Source organism: Pseudomonas matsuisoli (genome assembly GCF_014647635.1).
Taxonomy (GTDB): Bacteria; Pseudomonadota; Gammaproteobacteria; order Pseudomonadales; family Pseudomonadaceae; genus Pseudomonas_P; species Pseudomonas_P matsuisoli.
In genome coordinates this window covers 539439-563599 of the sequence record NZ_BMPO01000001.1, presented here as the reverse complement: position 1 = coordinate 563599, position 24161 = coordinate 539439, and the positions used below count along the sequence as shown (strand labels likewise).

General features: G+C 57.9%; 22 protein-coding genes and 1 pseudogene. 19 read left to right on the top strand and 4 right to left on the bottom strand.

Annotated elements, in window-relative coordinates; all coding sequences use genetic code 11:
- Positions 1–46: 46 nt before the first annotated feature.
- Positions 47–886: an HDOD domain-containing protein gene (locus IEY47_RS02625; RefSeq protein WP_229779132.1), complete on the bottom strand. Its 840-nt coding sequence runs from the start codon at positions 884–886 to the stop codon at positions 47–49.
- 49 nt (positions 887–935) lie between these two features.
- Positions 936–1871: a CAF17-like 4Fe-4S cluster assembly/insertion protein YgfZ gene (ygfZ, locus tag IEY47_RS02620; RefSeq protein WP_188981573.1), complete on the bottom strand. Its 936-nt coding sequence runs from the start codon at positions 1869–1871 to the stop codon at positions 936–938.
- Between the two features lie 103 nt (positions 1872–1974).
- Between ygfZ and IEY47_RS02615 the strand changes: the two genes are divergently transcribed.
- The 14 genes from IEY47_RS02615 (at position 1975) to IEY47_RS02555 (ending at position 14031) form a co-directional block, all read left to right on the top strand.
- Complete coding sequence (locus tag IEY47_RS02615; protein ID WP_188981572.1) at positions 1975–2232, top strand: FAD assembly factor SdhE; 258 nt, start codon at positions 1975–1977, stop codon at positions 2230–2232.
- 4 nt (positions 2233–2236) lie between these two features.
- Entirely contained in the window at positions 2237–2692 is a 456-nt protein-coding gene (locus tag IEY47_RS20630) for a protein YgfX (RefSeq protein WP_308426268.1), read from the top strand.
- A gap of 386 nt (positions 2693–3078) precedes the next feature.
- Entirely contained in the window at positions 3079–3660 is a 582-nt protein-coding gene (rpoE, locus tag IEY47_RS02610) for an RNA polymerase sigma factor RpoE/AlgU (RefSeq protein WP_188981571.1), read from the top strand.
- Positions 3661–3690: 30 nt separating this feature from the next.
- A complete protein-coding gene (locus IEY47_RS02605) occupies positions 3691–4251 on the top strand; it encodes a sigma-E factor negative regulatory protein (RefSeq protein ID WP_188981570.1) in 561 nt (186 codons plus the stop codon).
- Between the two features lie 8 nt (positions 4252–4259).
- Positions 4260–5198: a MucB/RseB C-terminal domain-containing protein gene (locus tag IEY47_RS02600; protein ID WP_188981569.1), complete on the top strand. Its 939-nt coding sequence runs from the start codon at positions 4260–4262 to the stop codon at positions 5196–5198.
- A 262-nt stretch (positions 5199–5460) separates the two neighbouring features.
- A complete protein-coding gene (locus tag IEY47_RS02595; protein WP_188981568.1) occupies positions 5461–6879 on the top strand; it encodes a DegQ family serine endoprotease in 1419 nt (472 codons plus the stop codon).
- Between the two features lie 144 nt (positions 6880–7023).
- Entirely contained in the window at positions 7024–8823 is a 1800-nt protein-coding gene (gene lepA / locus IEY47_RS02590) for a translation elongation factor 4 (protein ID WP_188981567.1), read from the top strand.
- Positions 8824–8828: 5 nt separating this feature from the next.
- Complete coding sequence (lepB, locus tag IEY47_RS02585) at positions 8829–9683, top strand: signal peptidase I (RefSeq protein WP_188981566.1); 855 nt, start codon at positions 8829–8831, stop codon at positions 9681–9683.
- A gap of 82 nt (positions 9684–9765) precedes the next feature.
- The gene (locus IEY47_RS02580) at positions 9766–10143 is read left to right on the top strand and encodes a DUF4845 domain-containing protein (RefSeq protein WP_188981565.1); all 378 of its coding nucleotides are present in this window, start codon (positions 9766–9768) and stop codon (positions 10141–10143) included.
- Positions 10140–10829 carry a ribonuclease III gene (rnc, locus tag IEY47_RS02575; RefSeq protein ID WP_188981564.1) on the top strand — a complete coding sequence of 230 codons (690 nt, stop codon included), beginning with the start codon at positions 10140–10142 and terminating at the stop codon, positions 10827–10829. Before IEY47_RS02580 ends, rnc begins: the two co-directional genes overlap by 4 nt.
- On the top strand, positions 10822–11727 hold the full coding sequence (gene era / locus IEY47_RS02570) for a GTPase Era (RefSeq protein ID WP_188981563.1): 906 nt from the start codon (positions 10822–10824) through the stop codon (positions 11725–11727). Before rnc ends, era begins: the two co-directional genes overlap by 8 nt.
- A gap of 81 nt (positions 11728–11808) precedes the next feature.
- A complete protein-coding gene (gene recO / locus IEY47_RS02565) occupies positions 11809–12492 on the top strand; it encodes a DNA repair protein RecO (protein ID WP_188981562.1) in 684 nt (227 codons plus the stop codon).
- On the top strand, positions 12485–13234 hold the full coding sequence (gene pdxJ / locus IEY47_RS02560; protein ID WP_188981561.1) for a pyridoxine 5'-phosphate synthase: 750 nt from the start codon (positions 12485–12487) through the stop codon (positions 13232–13234). The genes recO and pdxJ overlap by 8 nt, the downstream gene beginning before the upstream one ends.
- Before the next feature lie 95 nt (positions 13235–13329).
- Positions 13330–14031, top strand: coding sequence for a tellurite resistance TerB family protein (locus IEY47_RS02555; protein WP_188981560.1), 702 nt, complete (start codon positions 13330–13332; stop codon positions 14029–14031).
- 350 nt (positions 14032–14381) lie between these two features.
- Here IEY47_RS02555 and IEY47_RS02550 read toward each other — a convergent pair.
- Positions 14382–14735 (bottom strand): annotated as a pseudogene (locus IEY47_RS02550) (phosphatidate cytidylyltransferase); the annotation flags it as partial.
- A 122-nt stretch (positions 14736–14857) separates the two neighbouring features.
- Here IEY47_RS02550 and IEY47_RS02545 point away from each other — a divergent pair.
- From IEY47_RS02545 to IEY47_RS02525, 5 genes are all read left to right on the top strand, one after another.
- Positions 14858–16525 carry a GMC family oxidoreductase gene (locus IEY47_RS02545; RefSeq protein WP_188981559.1) on the top strand — a complete coding sequence of 556 codons (1668 nt, stop codon included), beginning with the start codon at positions 14858–14860 and terminating at the stop codon, positions 16523–16525.
- 127 nt (positions 16526–16652) lie between these two features.
- Positions 16653–18275, top strand: a complete 1623-nt coding sequence (locus IEY47_RS02540; RefSeq protein WP_188981558.1) for an MFS transporter — start codon at positions 16653–16655, stop codon at positions 18273–18275.
- 227 nt (positions 18276–18502) lie between these two features.
- A protein-coding gene (gene prfB, locus IEY47_RS02535) for a peptide chain release factor 2 (RefSeq protein ID WP_188981557.1) occupies positions 18503–19598 on the top strand; the annotation gives its coding sequence in 2 pieces (ribosomal slippage) (positions 18503–18574 and positions 18576–19598; 1095 coding nt in all).
- A gap of 129 nt (positions 19599–19727) precedes the next feature.
- The gene (gene lysS / locus IEY47_RS02530; protein WP_188981556.1) at positions 19728–21230 is read left to right on the top strand and encodes a lysine--tRNA ligase; all 1503 of its coding nucleotides are present in this window, start codon (positions 19728–19730) and stop codon (positions 21228–21230) included.
- Positions 21231–21389: 159 nt separating this feature from the next.
- On the top strand, positions 21390–22685 hold the full coding sequence (locus tag IEY47_RS02525; RefSeq protein WP_188981555.1) for a flavohemoglobin expression-modulating QEGLA motif protein: 1296 nt from the start codon (positions 21390–21392) through the stop codon (positions 22683–22685).
- 685 nt (positions 22686–23370) lie between these two features.
- Here IEY47_RS02525 and lptF read toward each other — a convergent pair.
- Positions 23371–24153 (bottom strand): lipotoxin F family OmpA-related lipoprotein LptF, encoded by a 783-nt coding sequence (gene lptF / locus IEY47_RS02520; RefSeq protein ID WP_188981554.1) that lies wholly within the window; start codon positions 24151–24153, stop codon positions 23371–23373.
- Positions 24154–24161 lie beyond the last annotated feature (8 nt).

Genomic DNA, 24161 nt, shown 5'->3' with positions numbered 1-24161 from the left:
TAGAAGACCCGCCTCTCTCGGTGTTCTATATGCCAGCGCTGAATTGTCAGCCCTGCAGCATGCGCGTCGCCGCAGCCATCGCTTCCGAAAGATCCTCGTCTTCGTTGACGTTGGCGCTGGGGTCCATGCCTAGCTTGGTGAACGCCGGAACCGTCGTCCAATCGATCTGCGCGAACGGATGTTCACTTCCCTGATAGCTCTGAAGGACCGCGACCTGCACGATGTCGGTGTAATCGGTCGTTTTGGAGTCGCGGGTGAAATCTAGATGCTGCGTCGGAATTACGGCGATCGGTGCGGGGAAGTCCCACGTACGTAGAATCTTTTCACCCAGTATGGGGTGCAGCTTCGAAATAAGGCGATCCAGGCTGATTGCATCGTTCAGCAGGTTACCTTGCTCCTCCGCGAACGTCAGGATCGGCAATGCGCCGATTTGGTGAACCAGTCCAGCGAGCATTGCCTGATCCGCAGGAAGCCTTGTGTAGTGGCGGCAAAGCGCGGTGCAGATTCCGGCAATTTCCGTGCTTCGCGTCCATACCTCGCGCAGGCGACGATCCACAGCATCGGACGTGGCTTGGAACATCTGCTCCATGGCCAGCCCAGTCGCGAGGTTACAGGTGTAGTTGATGCCAAGCCGACCAACAGCCGTCTGAAGGTCGTTGATCTCTTTGCTCGTCCGCAGCAGAGGACTGTTGACGATCTTAATGATCCGCGCGCTGAGTGCGGCGTCGTTACCAATGACTTTCGCCAGTTGCGGCACACCGATATCGGGGTCTTCTGCGGCTTCCCGAACACGAAGGGCGACTTCGGGAAGCGTCGGAAGGACCAGGCGATCGTTTTCGATCGCGTCGATGAGCTCATCCTGTATTGCGTGGGTGAAGGTGTTCACAGCAGGCTTCCTCACAGATAGGTATTCGCCGAGAGTAGGCCCGACAGCGCTACCGCCGGATTTCCTGGTCTCGGTCCAAGACATAGGGAAGCTCGAGCAATTTCAATGCCGGCCCAGTTGAGTCGTCGAGATGAATACGGCTATCCGTAGCGGCATCCTCCTGTAAAACGGCCAGTAGCTCAGTGCCTGTCTCGCTTCGTGCAGCAAGAACGACCTCGCCAACGCTGCTGTTGTGGACTGGGGAGAATAGCGCGACGCCTGGTTGCGGAACCTCGGTGCTTTCCAGTGCTAAACGATAGAGGCGGCGTTTAAGGCGTCCGAGGTACTGCATTCTCGCAACGATCTCCTGTCCGGTGTAGCAACCCTTTTTAAAGCTAACGCCGCCGACCGCCTGAAGATTGATCATCTGCGGGATGAACATCTCCCGGGTCTCGCCGAACACCTGACCCTCCCCGGCGCGAACCTGGGCGAGCAGCCAGCTGTTCAGCGGTGCCTCTTTTATACCCTCGATCGCTCCGATCGCCGAGGCACCGGGCAGGCGGGACCATATTTCCAAACGGTTGCAGCCCAGGTTCACCCGTATCTGATTGTCATCGCGCGATGTTGCACCGTTACGCGCGTCAAGATCTGGCGCAAACGCAGCGAACATTTCATTCGTGCCGACGACTCCTAGCCGGTGCCAGCTTTCCGACTCGTCGGAGAGCGCGACTTTGGAAAATACCGCGTACTTTTTCAGGTCCGTGAGTTGCGGCTCGAATAGGTCCGCCGCCATGGCAAGCAGGTAGCCGTCGTCGTCCTTGAGAATTCGAAAGCTCGAAACCATTCGGCCTTTCGGCGTGCAGCGGGCGCCAAGACTGGCGTCGCCGTCTTCCAGGTAATCCAGGTTGCAGGTGAGCTGACCTTGAAGAAATTTCTTGGCATCTGGGCCGCGAATGGCGAGCACGCGCTCATGGTTCAAGTGTGTGAAGAACGGAGGCTGGATCATAAGTACATCAATTCTGGTGGACTGGCGTTCATCATAGAGCGCACTGGATAGCTTGTCAGTGGCGTGGAATCGCTATAATGCCCGCCTATTTGAAGGAGCCTTCATGTCTGACGAGATTGAATTGAACCGACTGTTCTGGCATAGCCGTCGTGGCATGCTGGAGCTAGATGTCCTGCTCGTGCCTTTTGTTAAAGAGGTATATCCAGGGCTCAACGCCGATGATCAAGCGCGCTATCGCAAGCTCCTTGCCTGCGAAGATCAGGACATGTTTGTGTGGTTCATGCAGCGGGGAGAGCCGGAAGATCCTGATCTTTTGCGGATGGTACGCATGATTTTGGATCGCGTGCAGCCTAAGGCATAGGTCAGTGACGGTGGGGCTATTCGAATGTCATTGGCGGCGGTCGTCGGCACAGATGGCGGCCTATGTCACGCTGCAGGCATGCTGCGTTCTATCATTGTTGCATTGTGACCTGCCGTGGTGGTCGACTGTAGCAGGCTTGCTGATATGTTCAGCGCACGCTATTCGCATCGCGCCAAGGGACATATTGCGCACTGCGCCTTCTGCGGTTACCGGTTTGCGCCATGACGAGAGCGGCTGGCAGCTGTACTCACTGAGCGACGGTTGGCAGCATGTGCAGTTACTACCTTCAAGTGTGGCGCTGCCGTTTTGCGTATTGCTGTCGTTCAAACGGGGCGGCGATCGTTTCAGTCAGGCCGTATTGTTGACACCTGATGTATTACCGCCTCCCAGTCATCGACGCCTGCGGATGCGACTTCAGTTCAGTCGTAAGCGTTGGGCGGTGCCGGGCTTAGCTGACTGAGAATGTCGGCCGGGTCGGATGATGATTTCGCTTCGCGCTATTTTCGCCATCAACCGAATGCTGCCTTCCATTTGGACGTATTATGTGCAGGTAGCGTTGCCGTCTGCTTGGACGCTGGAACCTTTCAACTGGTGGATACTCCAATTGCACTATGGCCTGGGAGCGTCTCCCAGTGAGCGTAATCCTTCCCCGTGGTGCCGTGGAGCGTCAGTTTTAGAGAAAAAATTACCTGTTCTGACAAACCATGTCAGAGCACGTTGTGTAGTAAAGAGCTTCTGAATGAAGCTTGCCTAGAGGGGAGAACTTTTGCGCAACTTCTTGGTCAATGTTGGCGTGTCGATTCACTTGGTTGCGCAACACTCCCATCGGTTTAATGAGGAGTGTTCATGTTGACCCAGGAACAGGATCAGCAATTAGTTGAGCGAGTGCAGCGCGGAGACAAGCGTGCATTCGATCTGCTGGTAATGAAGTACCAGCACAAGATACTTGGGTTGATCGTGCGCTTCGTGCATGACACTCAGGAAGCGCAAGATGTTGCACAAGAGGCGTTCATCAAGGCCTATCGTGCACTCGGAAATTTTCGCGGCGACAGCGCTTTCTATACGTGGCTGTATCGCATCGCGATCAACACCGCGAAAAACCATCTTGTTGCGCGGGGCAGGCGCCCGCCGGATAGCGATGTAAGCGCCGAAGATGCGGAATTCTACGAGGGCGATCACGCACTCAAAGATATCGAATCTCCGGAACGATCTTTGCTGAGGGATGAGATTGAAGGTGCTGTGCACCGCACCATCCAGCAGCTGCCTGAAGACTTGCGTACCGCCTTAACGCTACGCGAGTTCGATGGGCTCAGCTATGAAGACATTGCGAGTGTCATGCAGTGTCCCGTAGGTACAGTACGTTCGCGCATCTTCCGGGCGCGCGAAGCGATAGACAAGGCTCTGCAGCCTCTGCTGCAGGAAAGCTGAGACAGCGGCGATAGCCAAGAGAGGAAACACATGAGTCGTGAAGCCCTGCATGAAACGCTGTCCGCAGTGATGGATAACGAAGCGGACGATCTGGAACTTCGTCGTGCTCTTGTCGCAAGCGACGAGCGCGAGGTTCGTGAAACGTGGGCGCGTTATCAAGTCGCTCGGGCAGCAATGCACAAAGAGCTTCTGATGCCTAAGCTAGACCTTGCGTCGGCAGTCGCGGCTGCTATCGCTCAGGAAGAAACGCCGGCAAAAGTCGAGCGCCGTCCTGTTCGCGGTTTAGCGCGTGTCGCTATCGCTGCGTCGGTGACTGTAGCGGTGTTGGCGGGCGTGAGCTTGTACAACCAAGACGACGTTAGCTCACCGCAACTGGCTGCCCAGTCGGGCCAGCCTGCCATCGAGGCGCCTCAGGCGCAGGGTCCAGCAGTTCTGGCTGGCTATAAGGCTGGCAGCGTCGAGACTCCTGCAGCAGAAGATGCTGACAGTAATTGGCATGAAGAGCGTCTTCCTGAGTACGTGCGTCAGCACGCGCAGCAGTCTGAGACCGCTTCGCCTCTTGCTCGTGAGGTTGGCGTAGACAACCGCTAAGGAAGTGCATGCGTCGCTTTTTAATACTGCTGTCTGCAATTACTGGCACTGCAGTCTCTTCAGTCCAGGCTTCGAGTATCGAAGACTGGATGGGGAAAGTGGAAAAAGCGACGCAACACAGCTACCAAGGTGTGTTCGTACACGAAAGAAGTGGCAATTTTTCCAGTTACCAAGTCTGGCACCTTTCCAAACAGGCGGCGGTAACAGAGCGGCTTCTACAGCTTGACGGTCCTCCTGCAGAAAGCTTGCGGGTCAATGGAAAGTTAGAATGCGCTAGCGCCGGCTTTCCCTCTATCCCCCCTTCCATTTTTACGCAATTCGATTTCGATCGCCTGCAGCAGGCCTATGAGCTTCGCGTGTTAGGCGAATCCCGGGTAGCGGGCCGTCGTGCACAGGTGATTGGGATCCTTCCTAGAGATCGTCATCGCTATGGTCTTGAAGTTCATGTCGACTTCGCGACCGGCGTGCCGCTAAAGCAGCTACTGGTTAGCGATGATGGTTCGCTTCTTGAGCGGTTTCAATACGCGACATTTCACACTGAGACGCCTTCCGCATCCGAGCTTCAAGTTCAGGCAAGGTGCGTTGAATCACGCGACGTATCAGCTGGATCGTTAGCTGAACCCGCTTGGCGTCCGGACTGGGTTCCCACCGCGTTTCATGCGACGCCCTTGCGAAGCGCGGCCTCGGATCCTGCATCGAGCGCTTTGATATCTAACTATAGTGATGGACTCGCTCGTTTCTCCATCTTCGTCGAGGCTATTAGCGATCCGTCGGTCGGCGATGCTCGAAGCCGTTTAGGGCCTACGTCCGTCGTCTCTAAGCGAGTTGCTGGTGATAGTGTGGATTACATCGTGACTGTCGTAGGTGAAATCCCCATTGGAACGGCGGAACGTATCGCGCTATCCGTGGTGCCAAACGCGCCCACAGCGGCACCTGAAGCACAGTGAGTTTCCGGTTTTAAAGAGGGATGACCTCGATACGCGTTCTGATATTTACACTTTCTTTTCGCTTTTCAATTCCTTGTTTCAGCGGACTTCGTAATAGGCTGTTGTGCCTAGCGATGGAGCGCGATGATCAGGGCTCGTACAGCGCGGACCGGTGGTTTGGCGCAATTCGAGTGCTGACTTTGTGTGATCGCAATACGTTTTGTGTGTGGTAGGCCGAAGGGCCTTTTTGCAGTTGTGCTCGTTTCAGCGGGGATTCGTATTCATGAAAATGGTTAGATCTTGGTTCGTTGCCATGTTTGGCTTGTGGCTGGCTACTCAGGCTGCGATGGCGCAAGCGGTGGACTTGCCAGATTTCACACAGCTGGTGGAGCAGGCTTCGCCAGCAGTCGTTAACATCAGTACGCGACAGAAAGTACCTGCTAATGGCATTAGTCAGCTCGGGATTCCCGATCTGGAAGGCCTGCCGCCGATGTTTCGCGAGTTTTTCGAGCGCAGCATTCCACGCGCGCCAGGCGGTCGTCAGCCGCAGCGCGAAGCCCAGTCGCTGGGCTCTGGTTTCATCATTTCCGATGACGGGTATGTGCTGACGAACAACCATGTCGTCGCGGATGCGGACGAAATCATGGTTCGCTTGCCCGATCGCAGCGAATTGGAAGCCAAACTTATCGGTGCAGATCCTCGCACGGACGTCGCCCTGTTGAAGGTGGAGGGCAAGAACCTCCCTACCGTGAAACTCGGTGATTCCAACGCGCTGAAGGTCGGTGCGTGGGTGCTCGCCATTGGTTCGCCGTTTGGTTTCGATCACTCGGTAACCACCGGTATCGTCAGCGCGAAAGGTCGTAGCCTGCCGAACGAGAACTATGTGCCGTTCATTCAAACAGACGTTGCTATCAATCCTGGCAACTCTGGCGGTCCGCTGTTCAATCTCGACGGTGAAGTCGTCGGTATCAACTCCCAGATATTCACCCGTTCCGGCGGTTTCATGGGCCTTTCGTTCGCGATCCCGATCGATGTGGCGATGAATGTTGCTGACCAGTTGAAAAAGACCGGCAAGGTTGATCGTGGATGGCTCGGCGTGGTCATTCAGGAGGTCAACCGGGACCTGGCCGAGTCGTTCGGTCTCGAGCGTCCTGCCGGTGCGCTCGTCGCGCAGGTGATGGAGGATGGCCCGGCCGCCAAGGGTGGCTTACAAGTGGGTGATGTCATTCTGAGCGTGGACGGCCAGCCGGTCATCATGTCGGCGGATCTACCGCATATGGTCGGTACGCTCAAGCCGGGTACAAAGGTGGTATTGGAAGTTGCGCGGGAAGGTTCGCGGCAGAAGATCACGCTCGCAGTGGGCTCCATGCCAGCAGACGATGACCAGCAAATGGCGAGCGGTGGAAATGCCGTACCAAAAAGCGACAACCGCTTAGGTGCGTCAGTTTCTGACCTTACCAGTCAGCAGAAGAAAAGCCTGGAGCTCAGTGGTGGCGTGGTCATTCGGGAAGTACAGGGTGGTCCTGCGGCGATGGTGGGATTGCGCCCTGGCGATGTCATCACGCACCTTAACAACCAATCGATCGACTCGGTCGCCACGTTCGACAAGGTGGCCAAATCCCTGCCGACGAACCGCTCGGTATCTATGCGCGTGCTGCGTGAAGGCCGTGCAAGTTTCATTACGTTCAAATTAGGCGAGTAAATATCGCTCAATAAGAAGGCAGCCTCGGCTGCCTTCTTTCATTTCTGGCGGGTAGCGTGGCGGGGGCATGGGCTATCAGGTACACTTTCGGGCTGATTTTTCGGCGGCGTCCATGCCGGCCTCCACCTACTCGAGTGCTATTTTGTGAGTGACCTGAGTCATATCCGCAATTTTTCGATCATCGCCCATATCGACCATGGCAAGTCGACCTTGGCAGATCGCTTCATACAGCTGTGTGGTGGTCTCTCCGATCGGGAGATGGAGGCACAGGTGCTCGACTCGATGGACCTTGAGCGCGAGCGTGGAATTACCATCAAGGCGCACAGTGTGACGCTGCACTATAAGGCGCAGAACGGCCAAACGTATCAACTGAACTTCATCGATACGCCGGGGCACGTCGACTTCACATACGAAGTCAGCCGCTCGCTCGCCGCTTGCGAAGGCGCGTTGTTGGTCGTGGATGCCGGGCAAGGCGTCGAGGCGCAATCAGTTGCGAACTGCTATACCGCAATCGAGCAAGGGCTCGAGGTCATGCCGGTTCTCAACAAGATGGACCTGCCGCAAGCCGAACCTGATCGGGTGAAGGAAGAGATCGAGCATATCATCGGCATCGACGCGACCGATGCCGTCCCTTGCAGCGCTAAGAGCGGCATGGGTGTGCTCGACGTGCTCGAGCGTTTGGTGCAAGTTATCCCGGCGCCGGAAGGCAATATCGATGCGCCGTTGCAAGCGCTGATCATCGATTCGTGGTTCGATAACTATCTCGGTGTCGTTTCGCTCGTCCGCGTCAAGCATGGGCGCGTAAAGAAGGGCGACAAGATTCTTGTCAAATCGACTGGCAAGTTTCATCAGGTCGACAGTGTTGGTGTGTTCTCTCCGAAGCACACCGAGATGGCTGACCTGAAAGCAGGCGAGGTCGGGTTCATCATTGCGGGCATCAAGGAAATCAAAGGCGCGCCGGTCGGCGACACGCTGACACTTTCCAATACGCCAGACGTTGCGATGCTTCCGGGTTTCCAGCGGATCAAGCCGCAGGTATACGCCGGTCTCTTCCCGGTCAGTTCAGACGATTTCGAAGATTTCCGCGATGCGCTCGAAAAGCTGACACTCAACGACGCGGCGCTGCAGTACGAGCCAGAAAGTTCGGACGCACTGGGCTTTGGCTTCCGTATCGGCTTCCTGGGCATGCTCCATATGGAGATCATTCAGGAACGTCTGGAACGTGAGTACGATCTCGATCTGATCACCACGGCCCCGACCGTTGTTTTCGAGATCGTCATGAAGAATGGCGACATCCTCTACGTCGACAACCCATCCAAACTACCGGACCTTGCCTCTATCGACGAGATGCGCGAGCCCATCGTGCGCGCGAACATCCTTGTGCCGCAGGAGCATCTTGGCAGCGTCATCACGCTATGCATTGAAAAGCGCGGCGTGCAGCGCGACATGCAGTTCCTCAGCAGCCAGGTGCAAGTCAGCTACGATCTACCGATGAACGAAGTAGTGCTGGACTTCTTCGATCGGCTCAAGTCCGTGAGTCGAGGCTATGCGTCTCTGGACTACAGCTTCGATCGATTCCAGGCCGCTAACCTCGTGCGGCTCGACGTGCTAATCAATGGCGAGAAAGTCGACGCGCTGGCACTGATCGTGCACCGCGATAAGGCGCACTACAAAGGTCGGGCGCTGACGGAAAAGATGAAAGAGCTCATCCCTCGGCAGATGTTCGACGTGGCAATACAGGCCGCCATTGGTGGGCAGGTTGTCGCGCGCACTACGGTGAAGGCGCTGCGTAAGAATGTCTTGGCCAAGTGCTACGGCGGCGACGTGAGCCGTAAGCGCAAGCTGCTGGAAAAACAGAAAGCGGGCAAGAAGCGCATGAAACAGGTGGGCAGCGTGGAAATTCCACAGGAAGCCTTCCTCGCGGTACTAAAAGTGGATAGCTAATCTCTATGTCGATCAATTTTCCGTTGCTGCTGGTTATTGCCGTCGCCGTCTGTGGCGCGCTGGCGCTGCTGGATCTCGTGCTGCTCGCGCCTCGGCGCAGAGCGGCGGCGGCAGCGTATTACGGTCGAGTGGAAACACCTGACCAGAATGTCGTCGACAAACTGAACAAAGAGCCGCTGCTGGTGGAGTACGGGAAGTCGTTCTTCCCGGTCCTCGCCATCGTGTTGGTATTGCGTTCGTTTCTGGTCGAGCCCTTCCAGATTCCGTCCGGATCGATGAAGCCGACGCTGGAGGTAGGGGACTTTATCCTCGTCAACAAGTTTGCCTATGGCATCCGTCTCCCCGTGATCGATCAGAAAGTGATCGATATCGAAGATCCAAAGCGCGGCGATGTGATGGTCTTTCGTTATCCCAGTGACCCGAACATCAACTACATCAAGCGTGTGGTCGGGCTGCCTGGAGACGTCGTTCGTTACACGCCTGATAAGCAGTTGTTCGTGAACGGCCAGCCAGTAAGCCGCCAACTGGTTGGAGAGGAGCCCGGAAGCCTGGGTAGCGCAAGTCTTTACAAAGAGCAGTTGGGTGAGGTCGAGCATCTTATCCGCCTCGAAATGCAGCGTTATCGCATGGAGCCCGGTGGAGAGTGGAAAGTCCCGGCGGGTCACTATTTCATGATGGGTGACAACCGCGACAACTCCAACGACAGCCGTTTCTGGGATGATCCGTCGATTCCGCAGGCGCTGCACGGCATGGTGCCGGACCGCAATATCGTTGGTAAGGCGTTTGCCGTATGGATGAGCTGGCCGGATCCGAAATTCAGCCATCTTCCCCATTTCTCCCGGGTCGGTCTCATTCACTGAGACGGATCGTTCCTAGGATTGCCCGCCTTAGCGCCACCATCGTGGCCGGTGGGCCTCCAGCCAGTGCTGTGCGAGGGTCGCCATGAAGTGCACGAAGTCGGAAAACGGATTGTCCCTACTGGGCTGGTTGATGGCACTCGCCATCGTTGCGTTCCTGGCCAGTACGGCATTCAAAATGGTGCCGCACTACATGGATTACATGGCGTTGGAAAAAATCATCACGTCCGTTCAGACGGACCGTGTTGCCAACGTGACCACCGTGGCGGATTTTTACTCGCATGTCAGTAAAGGCATGCAGGTCAATGGCATCCGCGACCTCAATGTAAAAGATATCTTGAATGTGAAAGTCGAGAACCAGACTTTCATAGCCCAACTACACTACGAAAAACGTGAACCGATGATCCAGAACCTGGACCTGGTTGCACGATTCGATAAAGAGTTCCGCGTCCCCATACCGTGAATACACCGTTGAATCGTCTCGAGCGTAGGCTCGGTCATACCTTTGCCGATCAGGAGTTGATGACTCTTGCCCTGACGCACCGTAGCTTCGCTGGGCGCAATAACGAGCGTCTCGAGTTCCTGGGTGATGCTGTCCTGAACTTTGTCGCAGGCGAAGCTCTCTACGAACGTTTCCCGCAAGCGAGGGAAGGGCAGTTGTCGCGTTTGAGAGCACGTCTGGTCAAAGGTGAAACGCTTGCCTCGCTAGCCCGTGGCTTCGAACTTGGCGAATACCTGCGGCTGGGTTCCGGAGAACTTAAGAGTGGGGGCTTTCGACGCGAGTCAATTCTTGCTGACGCGCTCGAAGCATTGATCGGTGCGATCTATCTCGATGCGGGTATGGCGGCGGCGCGCGAGCGAGTCCTAGCGTGGTTGACCACGGAATTCGAAGGGCTGACGTTGGTTGACACCAATAAAGACCCCAAAACGCGTTTGCAGGAACTGCTGCAGGCGCGGGCGTGTGAGCTCCCACGGTATGAGGTCGTCGATATCCAGGGCGAGCCCCACTGCCGCACGTTCTTCGTCGAGTGTGAAGTGAAGTTGCTGAACGAAAAAACGCAAGGCCATGGCGCCAGCCGCCGAATTGCCGAACAGGTAGCTGCCGCTGCCGCACTCGCCGCACTTGGAGCAGGAAACGCCAATGACTGATGAAGCCATCACCACCCGCTGTGGGTACGTTGCTATCGTCGGGCGACCCAATGTCGGCAAGTCTACGCTCCTGAATCATATTCTTGGGCAGAAGCTCGCCATTACGTCCCGCAAACCGCAGACAACCCGTCACAACATGCTCGGTATCAAGACCGAGGGTGAGGTCCAGGCGGTGTACGTCGATACGCCGGGCCTGCACAAGAACAACGAACGTGCATTGAATCGTTTCATGAACAAAACGGCGTCGTCCGCGCTCAAGGACGTCGATGTCGTGGTATTCGTGGTCGATCGTACGCGCTGGACCGACGAAGACCAGATGGTGCTTGATCGCCTCGTGCACGTACGCTGCCCGGTCTTGATCGCGGTTAATAAGTCGGACCGTCTCGAAGACAAGGCCGAGCTCTTGCCGCATCTGGAATGGTTATCCTCGCAATTGGCCGACGCGCAAATCGTGCCAATCTCGGCTCTGCATGGACAGAACCTCGATATCCTCGAGCGTCTAGTGGGGGAGCGTCTGCCTGAAAGCGAGCACTTCTATCCGGAGGATCAGATCACCGATCGTTCCAGCCGCTTCCTGGCTGCCGAAATGGTGCGCGAAAAAATCATGCGTCAGCTGGGCGCCGAGCTGCCCTACCAGATGACGGTGGAAATCGAGTCCTTCCAGAAGGAAGGTCGCATTCTGCACATTCATGCGCTCATTCTGGTCGAGCGCGAAGGTCAGAAGAAGATCATCATCGGCGAGAAAGGCGAACGCCTTAAAAGCATCGGTCAGAGCGCGCGCAAGGACATCGAAACGCTGTTCGATACCAAAGTCATGCTCAATCTGTGGGTCAAAGTCAAAAGCGGCTGGTCGGATGACGAGCGTGCCCTGCAGTCCCTCGGTTATCACGACCAATAGCCGATTTACCGGAAGGCGGCCTAAGCTGGTTTGCCGCCTTTCGTTCTGGGATGATCCCGCTTTCGTTTCGACGTTCTTCTCATGCACGCCTACGTCTTGCATAGTCGCCCCTATAAGGAAAGCAGCGCACTGGTCGACCTGTTTAGTGAACAGGGTCGCTGTCGCGCTGTTTTGCGTAACGCCCGCGGACGTGCTGGCGGCTTGGCGAGGCCTTTTCTCCCGCTTGAAATTGAACTGCGTGGACGTACGGAGTTGAAGAGCGTCGCTCGCCTCGAAGCCGTTGGTATTCCCCATATTCTCAATGGCGATCTATTGTTCAGCGGCCTGTACCTCAACGAACTCATCGTGCGCTTGCTACCGGCGGACGATCCTCATCCAGCGTTGTACCTGCATTACGCGGCAACCTTGGCTGCGTTGGCGGAGGGGAGGGCGCTGCAACCCTTGCTACGTGCATTCGAATGGCGCCTGCTCGATGAATTGGGATATGGGTTCTCGTTGACCCACGACACACAGGGCAATTCGATTCAGCCAGCGGGTTTGTATCGCTTTCGCACCGAAGACGGGCTCGAGCCCATCGGCGGCTTGGAGCCCGGAGCGTTTCATGGCCGCGACATATGCCTACTGGCTCAAGCCGACTGGGAATCACCTGGGGCGTTGGCGGCTGCCAAACGATTGATGCGCCAGGCACTTGCGCCTCACTTGGGTGGCAAGCCTCTTATCAGTCGTGAACTCTTCATCAACCGAAAGGAACCTATCCGTGACTGATGCGACCGCTGTGTTGCTTGGGATCAATATCGATCACGTCGCCACACTGAGGCAGGCTCGAGGGACGCGTTATCCCGACCCGCTGAAGGCAGCACTGGATGCCGAGGAAGCGGGCGCCGACGGCATTACGCTGCATTTGCGTGAAGACCGGCGGCACATCCAGGATCACGATGTTCAGCGGTTCAAGCAGGCGTTGCAGACGCGGATGAACCTGGAGATAGGCGTCACCGAGGAGATGCTGGGGATCGCCGAGCGAACGCGCCCTGAGCATGTCTGCCTGGTCCCAGAAACCCGTCAGGAATTGACGACCGAAGGCGGGCTGGACGTCGTGGGGCAAGAGGCGCGTATTCGCGCGGCGGTCGAGCGCCTCACGCGAGCGGGTAGCGAGGTGTCGCTATTCATCGATCCCGATCCCCGACAAATCGAGGCAGCGTATCGCGTCGGCGCACCAGCGATCGAGTTGCACACAGGGCGTTATGCCGATGCCAAGAGAGCTGCCGACGCAAGTCATGAACTTGGCCGGATCCGGAACGGTGTCGCCCTTGGTCGCTCCCATGATCTGATCGTGAATGCTGGGCATGGCTTGCACTATCACAACGTTCAGCCGATTGCCTCGATCGCCGGTATTCACGAGCTCAACATCGGTCACGCGATCGTTGCGCACGCATTATTTGTTGGGTTCAAGCAAGCGGTGCGCGAGATGAAGCAATTGATCGTCGAGGCCGAATGCCGACGCGGCTGACGGCACCGGCGGTAATATCCGGAAATTTGTTGCAACCTCACGCGCCCACGTAGTCGGTAAAGTCATCGTCTTCCGTTAGTTGTGGAGGTGATGCGATGAATACCCGTGGATTGCTCGACCAATTGCTCAAGTCCGGCCAGCAGCTCCTGCAGCAGAAATCGGGCGGCCCCTCTACCGGAAAAGCCGGCTCAGGCGGTGATCTCGTGAGTGGACTCGGCAGTTTGCTCGGTGGCTCGAAGGGGGTTGTCGGCGGCGGTGCGCTGGGGTTGCTGCTGGGCAGCAAGCGGGGGCGCAAGATGGGTGGCAAGGCATTGACCTACGGTGGGCTCGCAGCGCTTGGCGTCCTCGCTTACAAAGCCTACGGTAACTGGCAAGAAAAACAGGCAAGCGCTCCCGTGCAGGAGCCAAGAACGCTGGATCGACTGCCCGAAGCGGAGGCCGAACAACACAGTCAGGCGATTCTCGTCGCTCTCATTGCCGCCGCTAAGGCCGATGGGCACGTGGATGCCCGCGAACGTCAATTGATCGAAGAAGAGTTCGGCAAGCTAACCGCGGATGCTGATCTGCGCGCTTGGTTGGATAACGAACTGAACAAACCGCTCGACCCGGCTGGCGTTGCCCGTGCTTCACAAACGCCTGAAATGGCCTCTGAAATGTACCTCGCCAGCCTGCTGATGGTGGACGAAGAACAGTTTATGGAACGCGCCTATCTGGACGAGTTGGCCAAGCAGTTGAAGCTGCCAGCGGATCTCAAAACCGAACTCGAACAGCAGATTCACCAGACTCCAGTTGGGTAGTTGGCTAGGGTCTGTTGACGTTTCGTCGCGAGCCGCGTTGCTGCGAGAAATGGCCTCCGATTAGGCCGCGCCCGTTCCCTACGGGCCGCGGCATTCACTCCATCCATGGAGATCGCGCAGGACGCAGGTAATGGTTATTCCCTTGCCAAGTCCTGCAACGACAACGGAGGCCATTTCTCGCGCAACCTACGCGGCCCGACCCTTCGGGACGGACCTGTTTTTGCGCGCTGCGTTGTTGCTCACCTTGGATTTGGCCCACCAAACCCTGCGGTTCGCGCCTAGCCTCGCGCAAAAACAGGTTCCGGCGCGGCCGTGAGCGAAACGTCAACAGACCCTACGACGCCTGCCACTCAGACGCCCCACCAATAGTGAACGATGCGCAGGAAAATTGGCGCAGCGAAGCATACGGAGTCCAGCCTATCGAGCATGCCGCCGTGCCCCTCGATCATATGGCCCCAATCCTTTACGCCGCGGTCGCGCTTGATTGCCGACATCACGATCCCGCCCAAAAAGCCCAGTAGATTCAGGCATAAGGCGATGAGTCCGGCCTGCCAAAACGTGAAAGGTGTGATCCAAAAGAGCGATGCGCCGATCAAGGTCGATAGCGCAACGCCACCGACGAAGCCTTCCAGCGTTTTCGACGGCGACAAATTGGGAGCGATCTTGCGTTTGCCGAACAGCTTGCCGCAGACGTATTGCAACACGAAAACGCGTTAGCGGGCATATATGCATTTATGAATAACCACCAAGCAAAAATCGGGTGACGCTCGTCGCGCGCTTAGGGCTAGTCTGAGCCGAGCATAAAAACAATAACGCGAGGCTCCCCATGACCGGTGTGTCCGAGCCGTACGACTACGTCATCGTTGGTGCAGGGCCCGCCGGCTGTTTGCTAGCCAACCGTCTCTCAGCCGATCCTTCCGTACGCGTCCTTCTTCTTGAAGCCGGTGGGCACGACAACCTTCCGTGGATTCACATTCCCGTTGGCTACCTGTTCTGTATCGGCAATCCGCGCACCGATTGGTGCTTCAAGACCGAAGTCGAACCCGGCTTGGGCGGGCGCGCCATTGGCTACCCACGCGGCCGCGTGCTGGGTGGTTGCTCGTCGATCAATGGCATGATCTATATGCGTGGCCAGGCCCGTGACTACGATCTGTGGGCGACAGCAGGCAATCCGGGCTGGGCTTGGCGCGACATGCTGCCGTTGTTCAAGCGTATGGAAGACCACTATGGTGGCCCATCCGAGGCACATGGCGCCGGCGGCGAGTGGCGAGTCGAGAAGCAGCGGCTGCATTGGGATCTACTGGATTCCTTCCGCGAAGCCGCAGCGCAAAATGGCATCCCTTCGGTCGATGATTTTAACGAAGGCGATAACGAGGGCTGCAGCTACTTCCAGGTCAACCAGCGCGCGGGGATTCGCTGGAATGCGGCGAAGGCGTTTCTCAAGCCGGTGAAGCACCGCCCCAATCTGACCGTCGAAAGCAATGCCGAAGTCTTGCGCGTCGAGTTGGCTGATGGCCGTGCCAAGGCCGTTCGAATCCGACGCAAGGGTGCGGGTGAGGCAAGCATTCATGCGCGCCGCGAAATTGTACTGTGCGCGGGTGCGATTGGTTCGCCGACGCTATTGCAACGCTCCGGTATCGGCCCTCGAGGGTTGCTCGAGTCGCTCGGCGTTGGCGTACGGCACGCCTTGGAAGGGGTAGGCGGTAATCTTCAGGATCACTTGCAACTGCGGATGATCTACAAGGTGACCGGCGTGCCGACGCTCAACATGATCGCGGGCAGCTTGCTGGGCAAGATCGGCATGGGCTGGCAGTACCTGCTGAATCGCAGCGGTCCCCTGGCGATGGCGCCAAGTCAATTGGGTGCATTCACCCGCTCCGACCCCTCGCAGCCATCCGCCAACCTGGAATACCACGTGCAGCCGTTATCGCTGGATCGCTTTGGCGAACCGTTGCATCCGTTCGCGGCGTTTACTGCATCGGTCTGCAACCTTCGCCCCGCGAGTCGAGGTCGAGTGGCGATACGCTCGGCCGATCCAGCTGACGCGCCCTTGATCCAGCCCAATTACCTCAGTCATCCCGATGATCTGAAGGTCGCCGCCGATGCCATTCGGCTGACGCGTCGCATCGCGGCCGCGCCTGCGCTGGCCGCGTTTAGTCCGGAGGAATACTTGCCCGGTCCGGGCTATGACGACGAAGACGCGCTTTACCGCGCCGCGGGCGAGATCGGGACGACGATCTTCCATCCCGCGGGAACGTGTCGCATGGGCAGTGATCGATCTGCCGTGGTCGATGCGCGGCTCAGGGTCCACGGTATTCCGGGCCTGCGCGTGGCCGACGCGTCGATCATGCCTAGCATCGTGTCCGGCAATACCTGCTCGCCCACGTTGGCCGTCGCCGAGAAAGCCGCAGGTTTGATTCTCGAAGATGCGGCGAAGACGCTGGCGCCTGTGACTACAAGAACGGCAGCAAGGGCGGAACGCGCTGTCACCTAACATTCCATTCCATGCCCCCACCTAGGAGATGCCCCTACCCAAACCATCGCTTCGCACTCGGTGCCCCTGCAGTCGCACAACAAGAACAACACGCCACTGAGGCCTAATTAAGGCCAGGAGAGCCACGATGTCCGATTACGCCCAACCTGTTTCAGCCCATCGCGCCACCCCAACGCCTAGCGAGGAACGCAAAGTCATCTTCGCGTCTTCGCTGGGAACGGTTTTCGAGTGGTATGACTTTTTCCTCTACGGCGCACTTGCGGCGATCATCAGCCGGCAGTTTTTCGCGGGCGTGAACGAAACCACCGCGTTCATCTTTGCCCTGATGGCATTCGCCGCTGGATTCATCGTTCGCCCCTTTGGCGCTTTGGTGTTCGGCCGTTTAGGTGATCTGGTCGGACGTAAGTACACGTTTCTCGTCACCATCATTTTGATGGGCGCCGCGACCTTCGCCGTGGGATTGCTGCCAAATTACGCCAGTATTGGCGTGGCGGCACCGATCATTCTCATTCTGCTGCGCCTGCTACAGGGGCTGGCACTTGGCGGTGAATATGGCGGCGCCGCGACCTATGTGGCGGAGCACGCGCCGCAAGGCAAGCGCGGCTTTCATACGAGTTGGATCCAGGCTACGGCAACGACGGGCTTGCTGCTTTCACTGTTGGTGATCTTCGCCTGCAGGCAGATCACCGGAGATCAGTTCGAGGTGTGGGGCTGGCGGTTGCCGTTCCTGCTCTCCATCTTCCTGCTTGGCATCTCGGTGTGGATCCGCATGTCGATGCGCGAATCGCCAGCGTTTCTTAAGATGAAGGAAGAGGGCAAACAGGCTAAGTCGCCCATTCGCGAGTCCTTCACCAACTGGCCGAACTTGAAGGTCGTGCTGATCGCGTTGTTCAGTATCAATGCGGGGCAGGCCGTGACGTTCTATGCGGCGCATTTCTACGTTATGTTCTTTCTGACGCAAACGCTGAAGATGGACCCGGCGATCGCGAATAGCTTGTTGATCATCAGTGTGGTGATCGGCGCGCCGTTCTTCATCTTCTTCGGCTGGCTCTCGGACAAAGTCGGGCGCAAGCCCATCCTCATGGCGGGTCTGCTCCTTGCGACGGTGAGCTATTTCCCTCTGTTCAAAGCGCTCACGCACTACGCCAACCCGGAGATCTATCAAGCGCGTGAGCAGGCGCCGATCACCGTTCAAGCGGATCCTGCGACCTGTACCTTCCAATTCGATCCGGTGGGCAAGGCAACCTTCGACAGCGCCTGCGATAAGGTGAAAACCTTGCTTGTCAAACGTGGCTTGCCGTACGAGACCGCGGACGGCGCAGCGGGAAGTGGGGTGGTGGTGTCGGTGGGTGATCAGAAGATCGAAGGCTTCGACCAAGCAGCCATCAATGCTGCGGCGACGCAGGCCGGCTACCCTGAGAAGGCCAACCCGGACAACGTGAACAAGCCCATGGTGGTGGCCGTTATCGTTGCGCTGATCCTTATCGCGACACTGTGCTACGGACCGCTGGCGGCGCTGATGGTCGAACTGTTCCCGACGCGCATCCGCTACACGTCGATGTCTTTGCCGTACCACATCGGCAACGGTTGGTTCGGCGGCCTGCTGCCAACAGTGTCGTTCGCGCTGGTGGTGTACACCGGGGACATTTTCTATGGCCTGTGGTATCCGGTGCTGATTACCGGGGTGAGCCTCGTGGTGGGCTTGTTGTTCCTGCGCGAGACGCGGCATGTGGATTTGAATGAGGGGTGAGGTAGGGCGCCGCAAACGGGAATGGCTCGTGGGCGTGGCGAGAATCTGATGTTCGACGGCACACCGCTTTCGCGATCCGCTTGCTCGCGAAAGCGGACTGTCGGCGTATTTCCCTGGCGGTTTTAAACTTGGCTCCTCGGCATCGCAGACAATCCGGCTGCAACGCGCCGCTTACGTCGCGTATACTTCCGAACTTTTCGTTTGCCCGCCTGTGAGTGATGCCCGCCATGGAAATCAACCCGATCCTCAACAGCATCAAGGACCTGACCGAACGTACCCAGACGATTCGGGGGTATCTTTGACTACGATCACAAGAGTGATCGGCTGACTGAAGTCAACCGCGAGCTGGAAGACCCAGCTGTGTGGAACAACCCTGAGTACGCCCAGAATCTCGGCCGTGAGCGCGCGCAACTGGCGCTGGTCGTCGAGACGCTGGATGAGCTCACTGGCGGCCTCGCCGATTCCCGTGACCTGCTCGACATGGCGGCCGAAGAAGGCGACGAGAGCGCCGTGAACGACGTCGCCGTCGAAGTCGATCGCCTGCGCGAGATTCTCGAGAAGCTCGAATTCCGCCGCATGTTCGCCGGCGAGATGGACCCGAACAACGCCTACCTGGACATCCAGGCCGGCTCCGGCGGCACCGAGGCCCAGGATTGGGCCAACATGCTGCTGCGTATGTACCTGCGCTGGGCTGACAAGCGCGGCTTCGACGCTGAGATCGTCGAACTGTCCGAAGGCGAAGTTGCGGGGATCAAGAGCGCGTCGGTGCACATCAAGGGCGAATACGCCTTCGGCTGGCTGCGTACGGAAATCGGCGTTCACCGCCTCGTTCGCAAGAGCCCGTTCGACTCCGGCAACCGCCGTCACACATCGTTCTGCGCGGTGTTCGCATCGCCCGAGATCGACGACAACGTCGAAATCGAAATCAACCCTGCTGACCTGCGCGTCGACACCTATCGTTCGTCTGGCGCCGGCGGTCAGCACGTCAACACCACCGATTCCGCAGTGCGGATCACGCACGTGCCGACGAACACCGTGGTGCAGTGCCAGAACCAGCGTTCTCAGCACGCCAACCGCGATACCGCCATGAAGATGCTGCGCGCCAAGTTGTATGAAATCGAGATGATGAAGCGCAATGCGGCAGCCCAGGCGCTGGAGGACACCAAGTCCGACATTGGTTGGGGTCATCAGATTCGCTCGTATGTCCTCGACCAGTCACGCATCAAAGATTTACGTACCGGCATCGAGCGCAGCGACTGCGACAAGGTGCTCGATGGCGACATCGACGAGTACCTCGAGGCCAGCCTGAAGCAGGGGCTGTAATCGCTCGAGAGAAGAGCGGCGATCGGCTCGAATGTAGGGCCGCTTCTTGGATCGCCGCTCGTCCACTCTTTACACCGTTTCAAATACGTTTAGACCCAGGCAAGACCCAACCAGGAACCACCGGAAACCATGAGCGAACAACCGCTGAACCCGACCGCCCAGCACGAGGAAGAAAACAAGCTGATCGCCCAGCGCAAGGAAAAGCTTGCCGCTATCCGCGAGAAACAGCCGATTTCGTTCCCCAACGACTTCCGTCGCGACAGCCTCTGCAACGATCTGCAGAAACAGTACGCGGACGAAACCAAGGAAGCGTTGGAAGCCAAGGGCATCAAGGTCAAGGTGGCAGGGCGGATTGTCCTCAATCGCGGCGCGTTCATGGTATTGCAGGACAGCAGTGGCCGCCTGCAGGTGTACGTCGATCGCAAGACGCTGCCTGCGGAGACTCTCGAAGCGGTCAAGACCTGGGACCTGGGTGACATCATCGCCGCCGAAGGCACCCTCGCACGTAGCGGTAAGGGTGACCTGTACGTCTACATGACGAACGTGCGTCTGCTGACCAAATCGCTGCGTCCGCTGCCAGACAAACACCACGGCCTAACCGACACCGAGCAACGCTATCGCCAGCGCTATGTCGACCTGATCGTCAACGAGGAGGTGCGCGAAACCTTCCGTGTCCGCTCTCAGGTCATTGCGCATGTACGTCGTTTCCTCGCCGAACGCGGCTTCCTCGAAGTCGAAACGCCCATGTTGCAGACCATCCCTGGCGGCGCGGCGGCCAAGCCGTTCGAAACGCACCACAACGCGCTGGACATGCCGATGTTCCTGCGGATCGCGCCGGAGCTGTACCTCAAGCGGCTCGTTGTCGGTGGGTTCGAGAAAGTCTTCGAGATCAACCGCAACTTCCGTAACGAAGGCGTCTCGACCCGGCACAACCCAGAGTTCACCATGCTCGAGTTCTACCAGGCCTACGCCGACTACGAAGACAACATGGACCTGACCGAAGAGCTGTTCCGCGAGCTCGCCCAGACCGTGCTAGGTAGCACCGACGTGCCATACGGCGACAAGGTGTTCCATTTCGGTGAGCCATTCGTGCGTCTTTCGGTGTTCGACTCGATCCTCAAGTACAACCCGGAGCTGACCGCCGACGATCTCAACGACGTCGAGAAAGCTCGTGCGATCGCCAAGAAGGCAGGCGCCAAGGTGCTCGGCCATGAAGGTCTGGGTAAGTTGCAGGTTATGATTTTCGAGGAGCTGGTCGAGCACAAGCTGGAGCAGCCGCACTTCATCACGCGCTATCCGTTCGAGGTGTCTCCGCTCGCGCGTCGCAACGATGACGATCCGAGCGTGACCGATCGCTTCGAGCTGTTCATCGGTGGCCGCGAGATCGCCAACGCGTACTCTGAGTTGAACGATGCCGAAGATCAGGCCGAGCGCTTCCTGGCGCAAGTGGCCGAGAAGGACGCGGGTGATGACGAAGCCATGCATTTCGATGCCGATTTCGTTCGTGCACTCGAGTACGGCATGCCGCCGACAGCAGGGGAAGGTATCGGTATCGATCGCTTGGTGATGCTGCTGACCGATTCGCCGTCCATTCGCGACGTCATCCTGTTCCCGCACATGCGGCCGGAATAACCGCTCCTGCGTCAGACAAAGCCGCCTTCGGGCGGCTTTGTCGTTTTATCAGATGAGCAAAGAGCGATCGCCCATTCATGGGCGATCGCGTTTACCTCGACACACCTGATCTTTTCGAAACGCTACTATGTAGGCGATGCCTTCGGTTCCGAGACCACCATGAACATGCAGAAAAAACTCGACGACTATCAACTCATCGTTCGGGCGCTGTCCGACCGCATCGTCGACGCGCAAACTCCGATTCGGGTGTTGGACGCCATCAAATGGGACGACGCCATCAAGCGCGACTTCCTGGCCGCCAAGGGTAGGGAGCTGCCGAAGGTAGATCGCGCCTTTTACGATGCGCGTCCGCTGGCATTCGATGCCTCTGCGAAAAAGCAGGAATTTCAGGACATCGAACGCGACGTTACGCGCCAGCTTGGCCAGTTCAACCCGGTCGGACAGATCATGCGCCGGATGTGTCGTGAATACCGCATGGTCATCCGGATGCTGGAAGCCCGGGGTACCAATGACTTCGGTTTGATTTCGCAAGAGCTCTACGGCGCAGCGACCGATGCGTTTCATGCCGGTGATCCGACCCTGGCTGATCTTGGGCTCATGCTGTCGGGTTACCTAAACAAAATTGCCGACCGTGGCGACTTGCAGGACGAGCCGAAAACGCTGACCGCGAAAGACGCGGTTGCCCTGCTACAAACGCGTTTGGACCTGGTGTTCGGTGAAGGTGAAGGGGTTATCCGTGTATTCGAGTCGGACGGGATCGTTGCGGATGCCGCTGCGGGCGCCGATTACATCAAGGTTCGTGCAGATGCGATGTTCAATGAGCGAGACGTGCGCGCCTTGGAAGTGCACGAAGGGCTCGTCCATGTCGGCACCACGCTCAATGGCCAGAACCAGCCGATATGCACCTTCTTGGCGAAAGGCCCCCCGTCGTCAACGGTCACTCAGGAAGGTCTGGCCATATTGATGGAGGTGATCGCGTTCGCGTCTTACCCGACGCGTCTGCGCAAGCTCACTAATCGGACGCGTGCCATTCACCTGGCGGAAGAGGGCGCGGACTTTCTCGATGTGTTCAGCTTCTACCGCGAACAGGGCTACGCCATGGAAGAAAGCTATACCAATGCGAGCCGTGTTTTCCGCGGGTCCAGCGCGAATGGTTTGCCTTTCACCAAGGATCTCTCCTACCTCAAGGGGTTTATCCTGATCTACAACTACATCCAGTTGGCGGTGAAGAAGGGCAAGCTGGAGCAGATTCCTTTGCTGTTCTGCGGCAAGACGACGCTCGAGGACATGCGAACGTTGGGCAACCTGGTGGAGGAGGGGCTGGTGGTGCCGCCGCGGTATCTACCGGCGCAATTCCGTGACCTGAATGCGTTGTCTGCGTGGATGTGTTTTTCGAACTTCCTCAATCACCTTAGCTTGGACCGCATTGAGGCGGATTACGCGAATATCGTCTGAATGATGGATAAGAGCGATCAGGTTGTGGGCAATCCGACCGTAGACCGGGTGTAACCAGGCTTCCCGAATCTGGAGGGCATGCGTATGGGGCTGGACAGCACTTATCTGCTGCCGATCGAGCGGGGGCATGCGTGTTGCCACCCGCGCTACGAATTCGTGCGCCGCTAGACCCGGGCCTGTCAATAGTCGGCGGCTATAGGGCCGTAGACCGGGTGTAACCCGGCTTCCCGAATCTGGAGGGCATAAGTATGGAGGCCGGACAGCTGCATCTGCTGCCGATCGAGCGGGGGCATGCGGGTTGCCACCCGCGCTACGAATTCGTGCGCCGCTAGACCCGGGCCTGCCAATAGTCGGCGGCTATAGGGCCGTAGACCGGGTGTAACCCGGCTTCCCGAATCTGGAGGGCATGCGTATGGGGCTGGACAGCACTTATCTGCTGCCGATCGAGCGGGGGCATGCGGGTGCCACCCCCGCTACGAATTCGCGCGCCGCTAGATCCAGGCCTGCCAATAATCGACAGCTATAGGGCCGGAGACCGGGTTGCCATCCGGTTGCTCGAATCTTAAAAGTGTGAATCAGAGCTTGGAGATAGCCCGCAATACGTAGGAGCCAGCTTGCTGGCGATCGCTTTTTAGCGACGCCAAAAAAACCCAGCCGAAGCTGGGTTTTTTGTCACCAGAAGCGCTTAGCGCCCCATTTGGCGTGGCGCGACTGGGTTGGCGTCGTTAGAGATCGTGACCTCTACACGGCGGTTCTGCGCACGACCGGCGGCGCTGGAGTTATCGGCAATTGGGTATTCCTTACCGTAACCCTGCGTGACAAGACGCGATGGGTCGACGCCCATGCGGACCAGTGCGCTCTTGACCGACATCGCACGGCGCTCGGACAACGACTGGTTATAGGAGTCGGACCCGGTGCTGTCGGTGTGGCCTTCGATGATGACCTTACGCTCTGAGTTTTCCTGCAGGAACTGGGAAAGCTGCTGCACGTTGCGCATTCCACCCGGCTTGAGCTCGGAGCGGTTCAGGTCGAACAGGACGTCGCCAAAAGTGACCACGGTGCCGCGGTCGGTTTGCTTGGCGTTCATCTGCTCTTGCAGTTTCTTGATCTGCGCATCACGAGCATCCAGGCGCGCCTGGGCACGTTCAGCGGATACGCCCTGCAGACGCTGCTCTGCGGCACGAAGGGCGATGGTCTGCTTCGCGACGTTCACACGCTGGTTAGCAAGGTATGCCAGCTGGCTGACCTTCTCGCGATCTTCGCCATCACGGAAAGCTTTCTCGGCTTTGTCCAAAGCGTCGTTCGCATCTTTGGTTTCGAGCGCAGCGATCTGGGTGGCTTGGGGATTGGTCTGCAGCGTTTCGAAGTTCGAGCGAGCAGTGTCCAGATCAGGGTTGGGCTTGGTTGCACAGGCGCTCAAGCCAATAGCCATGGCGAGCAAAGTAGGCAGGAAGATGGTCTTTTTCATTGAGTAAA